At 55.2% G+C, this 13,516-nt stretch carries 12 protein-coding genes, 1 tRNA gene and 1 pseudogene; 8 read left to right on the top strand and 6 right to left on the bottom strand.

Annotated elements, in window-relative coordinates:
• Positions 1–21 precede the first annotated feature (21 nt).
• A complete protein-coding gene (locus tag AAH446_RS10715) occupies positions 22–1,428 on the bottom strand; it encodes a DNA cytosine methyltransferase (RefSeq protein WP_342906691.1) in 1,407 nt (468 codons plus the stop codon).
• Positions 1,429–1,707: 279 nt separating this feature from the next.
• Here AAH446_RS10715 and AAH446_RS10710 point away from each other — a divergent pair, with 279 nt between their 5' ends.
• Positions 1,708–3,300 carry a methyl-accepting chemotaxis protein gene (locus AAH446_RS10710; RefSeq protein ID WP_342906690.1) on the top strand — a complete coding sequence of 531 codons (1,593 nt, stop codon included), beginning with the start codon at positions 1,708–1,710 and terminating at the stop codon, positions 3,298–3,300.
• A gap of 53 nt (positions 3,301–3,353) precedes the next feature.
• On the opposite strand, the gene AAH446_RS10705 is transcribed toward AAH446_RS10710, so the two are convergent.
• Positions 3,354–3,602: a DUF6364 family protein gene (locus AAH446_RS10705; RefSeq protein WP_342906689.1), complete on the bottom strand. Its 249-nt coding sequence runs from the start codon at positions 3,600–3,602 to the stop codon at positions 3,354–3,356.
• A gap of 74 nt (positions 3,603–3,676) precedes the next feature.
• Complete coding sequence (locus AAH446_RS10700) at positions 3,677–4,381, bottom strand: phosphohydrolase (protein WP_342906688.1); 705 nt, start codon at positions 4,379–4,381, stop codon at positions 3,677–3,679.
• A 605-nt stretch (positions 4,382–4,986) separates the two neighbouring features.
• Between AAH446_RS10700 and AAH446_RS10695 the strand changes: the two genes are divergently transcribed.
• The 3 genes from AAH446_RS10695 (at position 4,987) to AAH446_RS10685 (ending at position 6,846) form a co-directional block, all read left to right on the top strand.
• A complete protein-coding gene (locus AAH446_RS10695; RefSeq protein ID WP_342906687.1) occupies positions 4,987–5,646 on the top strand; it encodes a hypothetical protein in 660 nt (219 codons plus the stop codon).
• Positions 5,647–5,877: 231 nt separating this feature from the next.
• The gene (gene mtfA / locus AAH446_RS10690) at positions 5,878–6,669 is read left to right on the top strand and encodes a DgsA anti-repressor MtfA (RefSeq protein WP_342906686.1); all 792 of its coding nucleotides are present in this window, start codon (positions 5,878–5,880) and stop codon (positions 6,667–6,669) included.
• Positions 6,670–6,770: 101 nt separating this feature from the next.
• Positions 6,771–6,846 (top strand) — tRNA-Asn (locus tag AAH446_RS10685).
• A 159-nt stretch (positions 6,847–7,005) separates the two neighbouring features.
• Here AAH446_RS10685 and AAH446_RS10680 read toward each other — a convergent pair.
• Positions 7,006–7,517: pseudogene (locus tag AAH446_RS10680) on the bottom strand (GNAT family N-acetyltransferase).
• Between the two features lie 225 nt (positions 7,518–7,742).
• On the opposite strand from AAH446_RS10680, the gene AAH446_RS10675 reads away from it, so the two are divergent.
• The 4 genes from AAH446_RS10675 (at position 7,743) to AAH446_RS10660 (ending at position 11,828) form a co-directional block, all read left to right on the top strand.
• Entirely contained in the window at positions 7,743–8,504 is a 762-nt protein-coding gene (locus AAH446_RS10675; protein WP_342906685.1) for a hypothetical protein, read from the top strand.
• A gap of 306 nt (positions 8,505–8,810) precedes the next feature.
• The gene (locus AAH446_RS10670; protein WP_342906684.1) at positions 8,811–9,458 is read left to right on the top strand and encodes a TetR/AcrR family transcriptional regulator; all 648 of its coding nucleotides are present in this window, start codon (positions 8,811–8,813) and stop codon (positions 9,456–9,458) included.
• 152 nt (positions 9,459–9,610) lie between these two features.
• Positions 9,611–10,993 (top strand): D-arabinono-1,4-lactone oxidase, encoded by a 1,383-nt coding sequence (locus AAH446_RS10665; protein WP_342906683.1) that lies wholly within the window; start codon positions 9,611–9,613, stop codon positions 10,991–10,993.
• A gap of 16 nt (positions 10,994–11,009) precedes the next feature.
• Complete coding sequence (locus tag AAH446_RS10660; protein ID WP_342906682.1) at positions 11,010–11,828, top strand: glycosyltransferase family 8 protein; 819 nt, start codon at positions 11,010–11,012, stop codon at positions 11,826–11,828.
• Between the two features lie 62 nt (positions 11,829–11,890).
• Here the strand turns inward: AAH446_RS10660 and phnH are convergent, their stop codons facing one another.
• Complete coding sequence (gene phnH / locus AAH446_RS10655; protein WP_342906681.1) at positions 11,891–12,466, bottom strand: phosphonate C-P lyase system protein PhnH; 576 nt, start codon at positions 12,464–12,466, stop codon at positions 11,891–11,893.
• 107 nt (positions 12,467–12,573) lie between these two features.
• The gene (gene phnF / locus AAH446_RS10650) at positions 12,574–13,293 is read right to left on the bottom strand and encodes a phosphonate metabolism transcriptional regulator PhnF (protein ID WP_342906680.1); all 720 of its coding nucleotides are present in this window, start codon (positions 13,291–13,293) and stop codon (positions 12,574–12,576) included.
• Positions 13,294–13,516 lie beyond the last annotated feature (223 nt).

Raw genomic sequence — 13,516 nt, 5'->3', positions numbered from 1 at the left:
TGCCCCCATCCATTAAGGCTTTTAGCGCTGTTTAACGGCCTTTTCGATCCAGGGCAGCAGCAGTTGCGCCACAGCGGCAAAGGCAGGCACCACTACGGAGTTGCCAAACTGGCGATAAGCCTGCGTATCGGAGACGGGAATACGAAACGCGTAGCCGCCCGGCGCTTCAAACCCCATCAGGCGGGCGCACTCGCGTGGCGTCAGCCGGCGGGGACGGCGCTGCTGATTGTCCGGATGGGCAAAATCGGCCTCGCCCAGCGCGCGGTCCCAGCCGCGATCGATCAGAATTTCCGATCCATCCTTGTAGTAGCGCGCTGACAGCGTTCGCACAACGCCGTTCTCTTTCGCCGGATCGACCAACCCGTAGCCGAAGCCGTTGCCTTTCGCCTGATGCTTTTTGGCATACTGATAGAGGTATTTCCACAGCGTTGGGGTAAGAATATATTTTGCCTCCACCGAGGGCTCCAGCAGATCGCGCAGCGGTATTCTGCGGGACGGATAGCAGCTGGAGAGCGCCTTCAGGCTGAAGCCGGGCAGCTTGAGATCGCGGCGAAAGCCCACCAGCACGATACGCTCACGATGCTGCGGCAAAAAATGTTTGCCGTCGATGATTTTAGGATCGCCCGCCCCGCTGGCTTCGGCATCCGCTACGTCATAGCCCAGCTCGTCAAGCGTATCCATGATAATCCGGAAGGTCTTGCCCTTATCATGGCTCTTCAGATTCTTGACGTTTTCCAGCACGAATATGGCCGGTTTTTTGGCGGTGATAATCCTCGCCACATCGAAGAAGAGCGTTCCCTGGGCTTCACATTCAAAGCCGTGGGCGCGACCGAGCGCATTTTTCTTTGACACGCCCGCCAGCGAAAAGGGCTGACAAGGAAAACCAGCCAGCAACACGTCATGGTCAGGCACTTGCTGATCGATATGCTGATAAGCCTCCTGCTCGGTGACGCCCGGACTGGCACTGAGCGTGATATCCCGGATATCCTGATTGAACCGGTGTTCAACCGGATCGCAGTACCAGTTGGCTTTATAGGTCCGCACCGAGAATTTATTCCACTCGCTGGTAAAGACGCACTGCCCGCCCGCCGCCTCAAAACCGCTGCGGATGCCGCCGATGCCCGCAAACAGGTCAATAAAGCGGAAAGCATAATGGGGATGATTGGCGGGGGGCGCAGGCAGTAGCGCCTTCAGCTCGCTGATTTCCGTTTCGCTCAGCGCCCGGACTGGCGCATCGCTGCCGATCCAGCGCTTAAGCGCATCACGCGTCCAGGCATGTTCGCCCACCTTGCGCAGCGTTGCCGCGACGGTTTCTCGATCGTAGATATCCAGCACCTGCTGGACCAGCAGCTGCTCCTGCTGACGTTTCTGCTGCTCGCATGGGCTCTCTCCGGCTGCTTTCACCGTCACGCTCTCGATCTCGCTCATAGTCACTCATTACCAGGAATTAACGCCCGCCAGTTTATCACTTCACCGCAGCGGTGCCAGGCCATATCCCTGATTAATCACATGATGAAAGCTACGGCCCCGGCCCGCCTTGCTGCTTCGTGGCTGTTCTCTACCTCTCTGTAACAAAAACAGGCAGAGCCAGGCAGAATGAATTTGCGTTATCAGCGGATCTAAAACTTTTTCATTTACTCTGTTCCAGGCTGCAACATTAATGACATAAATGCGGTCAATACTCCCTTTTATTTCTGGAGTCCATGTATGTCACTGCTTTCTATTTTGCCCCTGCGCTTCAGCCGTTTTTCACGCCTTAAGGTGAAAATCCCCGGTTGGCTGCAAAGCCTGCGCGGTGTTTTTACCCTTTTTTTGCTGGTTTTTTGTCTGCTTCAGTGCGCCAGCGCGATTTTCCTGTCGCGGCTGGTGAATGACGCCCAGTATAACGTCGCCGTTTCCCACCAGCTGGCCGGGCGACAGTCGCTGCTGGATAAGGCGCGGATGGAGCTTCTGACTGCCAGCGATAATAGTCAGGGCGCGGGAATTTACCTGATGCAGGATCGGCAAACCGGCTCGGTTGACAGCTGGAGAAGCCTGGCTGAAACCGCCCGTAATTCACTTGATAACGCTAAAAAACTATTCTCACAGTACGCTGTGAAAGAGGACGATCCGCTAAAAGCGAGTTTCGGGATGCTGGCAGACGGCCTCAGTGAGCAGCTTGACGGGCTTAGTTCGCAAGATATCGACGCCTTTTTTAGGGTGCCGATGCAGGCTTTTCAGCAGCAGTTTAACGCCGATTACTATCATGCCATTGCGCAATTTAATACCGAGTCGGCCCGCGTCAATCAGTCAACGCTGTCTGCGCTCACCGGCAGCCGTACCGCCTCGCTGTGGATATCCGCGCTTCTGCTGGCTCTCCTGATCGCTGGCGGAATAGTGCTGCTGCGGGGCGTCATCCTGCCGCTTAACCGGGCTTCAGGCCACCTTTCCCGCGTGGCGGTCGGCGATATTTCACAGCAGCTCAATGTCAGAGGCTGGCAGATGGTGGAAATGCGTCAGCTGACCGACAGCATCACTGAGATGCAGGAGGGGCTTCAGCATATCGCGTCGGAAATTAACGCTGTGTCGCAGGCTGTGATGCTCAGCGCCGATCAGATGGCGGTGCAAAGCGAAGAATTTAGCGCGCAGAACAGCCAGCAGAGCGCCGCCTTCGCGCATATCAGCCAGCGACTGAACCAGGTGGCAGAAGAAGTTGAACACAGCGTGGCCTTCACCCACCACGCCACTCAGCGGATCAAGGAAGCGGACAGCCTTTCCCAGCGCTGTGGAGCGATGGTGACCGATGTGGACAGGCAGATGCGGCAGATTGTCGGCGCCTCAGGTGAGATTGCCGGTATCGTCAGCTTGCTGGAGAGTCTGTCGGTTCAGACGAAGTTGCTGGCGCTTAACGCCGCCATTGAGTCTGCGCACGCCGGAGCCTATGGCCGGAGCTTCGCGGTGGTGGCAAGGGAGATCGGCCTGCTTTCTGAAAAAAGCGGCGCTTCCACGAGCAACATTGATCGCTTAATCACTACCACTCACCACCATATCGACAGCGGATTTACCAAAGTTCAGGCACTGGAAAGTCTCTATGCTGAGATTACACAGGCCGTGACGGGTGTTGTCACGTTGCTGAATGAACTGCATCAGAACGCCAGCGCCCAGAGCAGGCGGGTAACGAAGGTGGCAGAAGAAATTACGCGGCTCAACGATCGGGTCAGCGAAAGCGAAGCCCTGACGGCCCGCAGCGCAAGCGCCGCTGAACGGCTGGTTTCTCACGCTCAGCGTCTTTCGGAAAGCACTCGGCAGTTTGTACTCTGAGCAGGATTACGCGCAACGCTGACCCCTGACGTTTTGTCAGGGGCTGATAAGATTTACTTCTTTTTTTTCGATTTTTTCAGCATGGCGCGAATCTGTTTTATCTCGCCGGAAGAGAGCTGGGGATCCACCTCTTCCGTCGTACTCAGGCTATCCACCGAGGGATGGGCGTGCGTCGTCAGGCTGCTTTGCAGACGCTGAGACACTTCCTGGCTGAGGGAAATCTGGTTTTCAAGGGCGAGCGCTTTAAGCGTTTCTTTTAAGGCAGGATCAATTTTAAGAGTTAAGCTAACTGTATCGGTCATACCTGAGTCTCCTTCTGTATAGGCCTCGACACCCTAGCCTGAAAAATATCATTTAACTATACTGTCACAAAAATTTAATATTTCTCCAGTGCCGGCGTAAACTCACGCAGCACCTCTTCATCCAGCGTACAAAAATCGCCTTTCAGTTCCGCGCAGAGCTTGGCCATATAGGTCACGAGAAAATGGGCATTGTGCTCTGCCAGTCGTTTTCCCTTTTCTGTTTGCATCGTTTCCGGCAGTTTCAGGAGCTTTTTCTGGAAATGATCGAGCGCCCATTCGGTGTCATTCAGGGGTCTGTCGCGTCCGAGAGGATCAACGCTGTCAAACAGTGAGCGGCCCAGCGCGCCGGAGACATAAAAGACTCTGGCCAGACCAATCGCCCCCAGAGACTCCAGCCGATCGGCATCCTGGACGATTTTCGCCTCGAGAGTTTCGGCAGGGACCCCCGCACTGAAACTGTGGGCGTGAACGGCATGAGAGACGGCGTCATGCTTCTCTTTAGGAAAATCGGGAAAGACCTCGAGCAAAATCCGGCGAGTTTCCACGGCGGCCTTCGCCGAGGCGAGATGACGTTCCGGATGATTCTTAGGCAGGTTGACGACATCATGAAAATAGCAGCCGGTCAGCACGACCAGTTCATCCGCCCCGCTCTCTTGCATAATACGCTGTGCGGTCTGCCATACCCGACGCAGATGCGCCACGTCATGTGCCTTATCATCCTGAGGCCAGGTTTCGTGGAGCCAGCTTTCAAAGCGCAATTGCCATTGACTCAGTGACATAGACTTCTCCTTATAGGCGACTTGCGGGTGCTTCGCAGAGCAGTCACCCGGCCATTTCTGGCACCAGCGGGTTAACCCTGAGGTCAAAAATGGGATCTTCATCATGTTTATAGCCCGAGCCTTAACACATTCACAACATATTTACGTTTTTTAAAGTTTTTACCAGACAAAGATTATTGCTTAATTTTCAGCCAAATGGTTTAACGGAAATAATGAACTTACCTTGACCGGCTTCCTGTATTTTTCCGTAAACCTGGATAAACTTGTCCCTTACTGGTCAGAATCACTGCCTTTCTCTGGCGGCGGGTTGAAAAGAGGAAAACAGGCCACATCTCCTGTAACGGATTGTAATAAGGCGATATGTCAAATTTGTGACTTTGATCGATTTCGGGTTATATTGACACAGTTAACGGAGAGGTCATACCAGGTGTCCGGGACGAGGCAACCGCCACGCAGTTTTGTAAAAAATTAAAAAGCACAGCTAATGTTTCACCATAACAATGACGATAATGTTTTATTGCAAATTTATGTCCGGAGTCATTCGTAGAGTCTTTTTCAAGTGGCTGTGAACGGCATTTCCACACGAAAGTAACAGAGGTCAAACCATGAAAGAACGCCCGATTTTATTCAGCGATCAACGGGTGCGAGCGCTGCTCTCTGGCCAGCAGAGCCAGACCCGGCGCATCATGAAATCCCAGCCCTTTGGGCCTGGGCAGGATAACCATGAGGGTTGCTATGGTATTGATGTACTGAGCAATAACCTGCAGGGGAATCGCGTAAGGGGCATGGAGAACTTAAGCTATCACTGTCCCTTTGGTCAGCCCGGCGACAGGCTCTGGGTCAGGGAAACCTGGCGAGGTCCGGTGATCGCCCCTGACGACATGGCTGACTACGAACGTTCCCCGGCCGACTTTAAACATTCCAGATATTGCCAGTATCGCGCCGATACGAGTCAGTTCGCCACGGCAGAGGATGAGGATGGGCAGTTCGGCTGGCAGGCCGGTATCCATATGCCGCGCTGGGCCAGCCGCATCGACCTGCTTATCACCGGCATCCGCGCAGAGAAAATCCAGGATATCAGCGATGATGACGTCATCGCCGAGGGCGTGCAGACTGACTCTCATTTCCTTAATAATTTTTTCACTATGCACAGCGAAGCCGTCTCCTCAAAAGATGCTTACCGTAAACAGTGGGCGTTACAGTACGGCGGCACCAGTTGGGAAGTGAACCCCTGGGTCTGGGTGATTGATTTTACGCGCCTGTAACGACCAGCCTGCCCGGCGGCCCCCCGCCGTCGGGTAATCCAGTCGGCGGTTTTCAGTACGCTTTATGCGCTCAGTCACAGACAGATGCGTCAATAATTGATTGAATAACTGGCAATACGCCCGGGTGCATTCCCTTCTGTTAACACCCCCACTCTGCTGCCCAATCCGCATCAGGGAGGATTCTGTTTGCGCTACGGCATGGTAACGATCGCCTTAAAACAGGGTTGTACGATGATCAAATGGCCATGGAAAACGCCCGATACAGCTACCGATGCGCTTCTCTGGGATGAGGCACTGGCAATTCCCGTGCTGGGTGCCTTTAATGATGCCTCCCGGCGGACGCTAATCCAGCTTGCCGGGCGCTTTCTTCAGCAAAAGAGAATTGTGCCGCTACAGGATCTGGCGCTGAGCGACGTTATGCGTGCCCGGCTGGCGCTGTTGTTCTGCCTGCCCGTACTTAATCTTGGCTATGAATGGCTGGATGGCTTTCACGAAGTGCTGGTTTATCCCTCCCCCTTTACGGTAGACGATGAGTGGCAGGATGAGTTTGGCCTGGTGCATCACGAGAGGATGATCCATGCCGGACAGAGCTGGCAGCAGGGGCCTGTTGTCCTGAACTGGTTAGACGTCCAGGACTCCTTCGATCTTTCTGGTTATAATTTGATCGTTCACGAAGTTGCCCATAAGCTGGATGCGCGCGGCAGCGGCTACGCTAACGGTGTACCTGCTATTCCGCTGCGTGAGGTGGCGGGCTGGGAACAGGATCTGCACGCGGCGATGGCTGAAATTCAGAATGAAATCGACCTTGTCGGCGAGAACGCGGCCAGCATTGATCCTTATGCCGCCAGCGATCCGGCAGAATGCTTTGCCGTGCTGTCGGAATACTTTTTCAGCGCGCCTGAATTGCTGAGCAGCCGCTTTCCCTCGCTCTACCGCCGCTTTACGCGGTTTTATCATCAGGACCCGGGCCAGCGGCTGAATACGGGACCGGCAGGCTCGCAGGCGGAGCAAACTGTTCACTAAGCCATCGGGTTGTTTTAATCGTAGCCAGTTGAAAGCCATTGTGTTTTTTGCTGTTGACAGCCCCGGAGCACCTCGCTACTATGCGCTCCATCGAAACCGATTCCTCTGTAGTTCAGTCGGTAGAACGGCGGACTGTTAATCCGTATGTCACTGGTTCGAGTCCAGTCAGAGGAGCCATATTTAAGAAGCCCGCTTAAGGAAACTTAAGCGGGCTTTTTGTTATCCGTTTCAGGGTGCATTAGCTCTCTCTTCACCGTAGCGGGAAAAATAAGGTTTTGCTTTGCTAAAGCCCGGATGGGAATGTAAAACAGCAATTCCTTTCGGGCCGCCTTCAAATCACCCAGTATCACCATCACCATCACCATCAGTATCAGTATCAGTATCAGTATCAGTATCAGTATCACTCGTTGAGGGTTTAAACCCCAGCCGCAGGTAAAATGTTTTCGCTTCTTCAGATAAGGCATGAACCAGCATGCCGCGGCCCCCGATAATTTCCGCAGCCTGTATCACCCTCAGACCTGCATCACGCGCCAGCGCCCTTCCTAATCCCCGGCCCTGTAATGAGGCGTCCACAGCAAGACGACCTGATACCACAACAGGAATCGGATCGGGCATATTTCGCCGGAAACGGCCTGGTGCTGCACTTGTTGCCACAACGCTGGATGCCAGTGAATAATACGCCCGCACGTTCAGTCCATCGCAACATACGAACGTGCGGGATGCGCCGGTATTTCAACGCCCGCTGTTGCAGCCAGTTGTCCAGCCGCATCAACACCGCAACAAAATGATGAGTGCAGGTGTTTGCATGTCCCCTGTCCCACTCCTGAGGCCAGCCCGCGCCACCACATCAGGCCTTTACCGGCATCCCAGCAGAACCTCCTGACACCCGCTTATTTTTCAGGCCGAAAAAGGTTTTTATGCCAGTTAAAAGTAGAATACAGCGTAACCCCTGCTGCGCATTCTCCTGAAAAGTAAAGGGGCGTAATTTTCTTCCCGGTCACATGTGCCATAATGAGACCTTCCTGAACGTGGCGATAGTGCTCTGTTCCCGCCTGACAATGATGAGATTGCTAATGAGCAACTTCCTTACGCCCGCCGCTGCCTACCTGAATCGCCGTAACGATCTGCTCGCGGAACGCTCCGTGGTTGAATCGCCTGCCGATATCAAGCTTATCAATAAAGCGTTAATGGCCAGTGAAATTGCCATGGCAACCTTTCACAATCTGGAGGCGTTAAAAACGCTGCAGCAGCGCCGGACCCGGTCGATTAACTGGCACGATGCCGGGGTTCGTGATGAGATTGAGCGTTTTGAGATGATCAGTAATGCGCTGGCGCATATTAATGCTCAGGATGAACAGGCTTTTCTCGCCTATCAGGCGGCCTTTTTTCAGCTCAACGCCAACTTCTCCTGGCAGCACGCCTCGCCGCAAATGGTGCAAAACGATCTCTTCACTACCACGTTCGCCCTCTGGCTTGAAACGCTGGAAGAACTGTTTGCCCTGCGCAGCCGCAAGCTCATATTTATTCGCGTAGAGAAGATTCTTACTTTCTCTGTAGGCAGGCTTCCGATACTCGGTGAGGCAACGGAGATCTACCGCATGTTGCGCCCGCTGATTCAGGAGAGCAGCGAAAGAACACTTTGCAGTAAGGAATGGTTTCATTCACTGGAAAGTTACGTTGAGGCTGCCAACCTCTGCAGCCGGGCAATTCTGATTTTTTGCTTTGCCACCGAAGCGGTACTGCGTGGCCATGCCTTGCCGGATAAAACCCTGATGAATGCGAAGATCAAAGGGCATTACGACAGCGTGATAGAAGGCACACACCCCAGCTTCTGATCCATACCGGGACGTTTTGACAAGCGTTACCCTCTCGCGCAGCCAGAAACATGGCGGTTGCTGAATAAGCGCCCCGCTCCGCCAGGCAAGCCGTTGAAATGAGCCATCGACGGCAGCGCGCTGAACCGGCTTCTGCCAGTAACGCTACCTCTGCTTTTTCGCGTCCGTCGCCCTGCAGGTGAGATAAAGCGCCGCTTCCCGTCGCGGCGGCGCATAACATCGCCACGCTCTTAATGGGGTAATATGATATGCTCAACCCCGCTGACACCTCTCTTCTCCGCCAGACTATGGATTAACAGACTCGCTATGCCCGCACCCGCTTCTGCAAAACGAAAAAACGACCCTGAAGGGCTGAAAAAACGCATCCTGGCTGCTGCCCTGACTACCTTTGCTGAATTTGGCTTGCAGGGTGCGCGCATGGAGCAGATTGCTGAACGTGCCGAAACGACCAAAAGAATGGTGGTTTACCACTTCACCAGCAAAGAAAACCTCTATGTGCAGGTGCTTGAGCAGGTCTATCAGGAGATCCGCGCTCATGAAGCCAGCCTGGATCTTGCCGGTTTGCCGCCGGAAATGGCGATGGCGCGCCTGGCGGAAGCCAGCTTCGACTACCATCTGTCGCACCCTGATTTTATGCGGCTGGTATGCAGTGAAAACCTGATGCGGGGCCGCTATATCAGCCAGTCCACCCGGATTAAAATGCTTAACCAGAGCGCGCTGAGCGTGCTTGAAACCATTCTGGGACGGGGAAAGAGCGCTGGCGTATTTGATAAGTCGGTGGACACGGTAGACGTTCACCGTCTGATCAGCAGTATCTGCACCCACAATGTGGCGAACCGCTATACCTTCAATACGCTGTTTGGCAATGGGGAAAGCGAGCAGCAGAACATCGCCCGCAACCGCCGGCTCGTGGTGGAGGCAACCCTCTGTTACCTGCGATCTGACCCTGCCTGAATTTGTACAACTTGAAATATTATGTACAATTATTTCCCGCTGCGGGGCTGCTGTTTCAGCGTGATTCAGCTACCCTTAGTCAGAGTGGAACCCAGGGCTGGCCTGTGCGCCAGCACCTGAAAATTTTATTGTCTCTTAAAAAGGAGTTGTCGATGACACGCGAAGATCCCGGCTATCCCCGCCGAAAAACCCAGCTGAGTGCGGATGAAACCCGGCTGTGGAACTGGGCGCAAAATGAAACTATCGGGAACAGGAACGCGGTCACTCGTCCAGCCTCTGAAAGCGAGCTTCAGGCGGTCATCGCCGCCAGCCAGGGAAAAATCCGCGTAATGGGCAGCAAAATGTCTTCCGGCCGGATGCTGAAACTGACGGAACCTGATGACATTCTTCTCGACCTCAGCCTTCTGAACGGGCTCGTTGCCATTGACGACGACAGCGCAACTTTCGCGGCTGGCACGCCGCTGCATGAGGTGTATGAAATCCTGACTGGCGTAGGCCGGATGCTGCCTTCTTCTCCGGGCGTCATCGCTGCTCAGTCGCTGGCGGGCGCTCTGGCTACCGGCACGCACGGTCAGGGTTTAGCACAAAGTACCCTCGCTGATGAGGCGCTGCGTATCCGTATGGTGCTGGCCGATGGCAGCGTGACGGAGTTTGACCGCGATCACCCCTGGTTTAACGCCGTCCAGCTGGGGCTCGGGACGCTGGGCGTGGTCACTCAGGTGACGTTACGCACTCAGCCGGCCCTGATTTACACCTGCTTTAAAAATGCGGTCAGCGCTGACACGCTGGAACAGGATTTACTGGCCTGGAATAGGGATTTCGCGCTGAGTAAAGCCTGGTGGTTTCCCAACGAAAACCAGGTTCACGTCTGGTCAGCCCGTGAAGCCAGTGAAGAAGAGTCAAAACGCTATCATGATAATGATGACGAGCTGATCGCCTTTGACACCACCAGCGACGCCATGAATGACACCATCGATCAGACGCTGGAGCACATGCGCAGCGATACCCAGATTGTGGATGAGGACGGCAAACCTTTTCGCACCGTTACCCGCTTTAAGGATTTCTCTGACGTTACGGGTGATATCTATCAGGTATTCTGCCGCGGCATCGCCACACCGCAGATCAATGTCGAGATAGGCATCCCGCTGGCGCGTACGGCGAAGGTGATCGAAAAAATTAAGCGCTGGCACAGCGAGACGCAGCCGCATATGCACTACCCTATCATTCTGCGCTGCACAGGGCCCTCTACCTCATGGTTAAGCCCATCAGTCGGGGAAGAGACCTGCTTTTTCGGTTTCGTTGTCTATTATGCGGAAGATGGTTCACTCTCTGAAGAAGGTGTGAGCTTTCTGAAAGCGGTAGAGAAACTGCTGGCGGAGGAAGGCGGCAGGCCGCACTGGGGAAAATATTTTGACGCTTCTCTCTATGACTGGGCGGCGCTGTATCCCCAATGGCCCGCTTTTAAGACGGTCAGAGAGGCGCTGGATCCGCAGCGCAAATTCAGTAACGCATTCACCGCAGAACTGTTGAGTTAACACTAGGAGAAGAGGAATGAAGGCATGGATTACCCTACTGACCCAACCGGACTATGCGGTGGGCGTCAGGGCGCTTCATAAGTCATTGCAGAAAACCCATAGCGCCTGGCCGCTGGTCGTTATGGTCACCGACAATATCGATGCCGCCACGCGGCAGTCTCTGGAACAGCAGGGGTGCCTGCTGCGCGACGTGCAGCCCATCGGCCCGGAGAGCAGCCTGAAGGCCAGCTATGCGAACGCCCGCTTCTCCGAGGTCTGGACCAAGCTGGCCGCCTGGAAGCTGACCGAATTTGAGCGCCTCGTGTTTCTGGACGCTGACATGCTGGTCATCCGCAATATGGATGAACTGTTCGATCTGCCCCTGCAAGAGGATGAGATTGCCGCCTGCCATGCCTGCCGCTGTAATCCGAACAAGATCCCGAGCTATCCGAAAAGCTGGCGGCCCGAAAACTGTTTCTACAGCTACTGCCGGGGGCTCGATCATACCGAGGAGCCGGAAGAAGTGGACAACTACCTGAACGGGGGCTTTCTGGTGCTGAGGCCGGATGAAGCGGTCTATGATGATATGCTGGAGCAGCTGGCGGCGCTGGAGGATCTCTCCCGCTACCTGTTCGCCGAGCAGGATTTCCTCAACGACTATTATCACCAGCGCTGGCAGCCGCTGCCTTATATTTATAACGCGCTGAAAACCTTGCCGCATCAGCATGCGGCGATGTGGGATCTGTCGGAGGTGAAGAATATCCACTACATCATCGACAAGCCCTGGGATAAGCCACTGGATCCCAGTGACCGTTACTTCACGCTCAATAAGCTCTGGTGGGAAACCGCCGGGTAGCTTTTGTAAAATCGCCGCTCAGACGACGGAGAGCGGCACTACCGTCATTCCTCTTAACGCCTTCAGCAAACCACGACATCGGTGGTCCGCGGAAGCGCCATCATATTTTCACCGCAGGTAAAAATCAGATCGATCCCCTGAGGGTAACGATGCGGACGTGCGCGCAGATAACGCAGTACGCTTTCCGGCAGCTGTGGCGCAATCGCCCGACGCTCAAGCAGACCGGAGCCGCTCAGACGCAGCGTCAGGCCGCCGCTCAGGGCAGCGACTTCAATAATCACGGTGGTGCTTTTACCGCTGGCGCCTTCATCTTCCGGGATAAACGAAGCGATATCCTGGGCTGACCCGGCATGCAGCAGCGCGAAAGAAGCAGCCTCCGCGCCGGTAACCGGTGCGCCTGTATGAAAACGCAAATTAGCCAGCAGCGCCTCATCCTTCAGCGCGTCATCGATATAGACCGGCGTTTCCCGATCGACCAGCGCCATCAGCACCGCCGTGGCGGCGGGCGAAGCGCGGCCCCAGCCCGGCAGCGATGGCAGGGAAACCTGTACGCCAGGCTCGCTCATGGCTTTCAGGATCCGCCGAAAGGCGCGCTGAACATCGGCGACCGGGTGGGTAAAGCTTGCGAGTAAAGTCATGCATTCTCTCCTGAGAAAAATAAATAACCGGCGATCAACGAGCGAGGGCGGTTCGGGCCTTCACGCCTGTCTTCTTGCTGTGAAGCAGGCAGCCAGGCCGGAGCCAGTTAATGTTCCAGCGTCAGTTCAATCATATCCGCGCGGGTCAGGCTGACGGAATACTCCGCCAGCTGGCCGCTTCCGGCACAGTGGTTCAGCGTACGCACGCAAAGCAGAGGCGAATGCAGCGCCGCTTCCAGCAGTCTGCTCTCCTTCGCCTGGGCGCGGCAGGCCGTAATCCGGGTTTGTTTACGCACCAGATCCAGCGCCAGCTCCCGCCGCATGAAGTCATGCAGCGAGCCGCTGTCAAACTGCTGAAGTGTAGGCCACCAGCGTAAATCAGCAAAATAGTGATTAATGATGCAGATTGGCACACCGTTGACCCGGCGCAGCGTGCGCAGATGGATCACCTCTTCCCCCTCCTTGCGGGCCAGCGCGGCGGCGATTTCCGCATTGCAGGGACGCAGCACCGCCAGCAAACGCTCGCTGGTGGGATGACTACCCTGCTCCATCAGGTTCTGACTGAAGCGGGCCTGCGAGGCGAGCGGGTAGCTGTAAGGACGCATCAGTACCAGAATCCCCACGCCCTGACGACGCTGCACCAGCCCTTTCTCCACCAGCTCATCGACTGCGCGGCGCAGCGTATGGCGGTTGACCGCATAGCGTTCCGCCAGCTGCTTCTCTGAAGGAAGGTATTCCCCACAGCGATAGTTATTGCAGAGCTCCTGCTCCAGCTGAGCGGCGATAGCCTGATAGGCGGTGGTAGGACATCGGGATAAGTTCAGCATATATAATCTCCGGCAACGATGGAGAACAGGAAGCTGGCCGAAACACGGCGGCAGCCCGGCTGTGATTTGCGTTAAGGGTGACGGAGAAAGATGACAGGCGGGTGAATTTGAAGTGTCGGCAAGATGAATCCGCCGATCTGGCGATTTTAAATCCACAACCAGCCGCCTTTTGCAGACCGCCTGCTTTCTCTACAGGCCAACAGGAACCGGCAAAAATAAAACG

The organism is Erwinia psychrophila (assembly GCF_039023475.1).
In the GTDB taxonomy this organism is placed as follows: Bacteria; Pseudomonadota; Gammaproteobacteria; order Enterobacterales; family Enterobacteriaceae; genus Erwinia.
The sequence above is the reverse complement of the archived record's forward strand: the minus strand, read 5'-3'. Positions and strand labels throughout refer to the sequence as shown.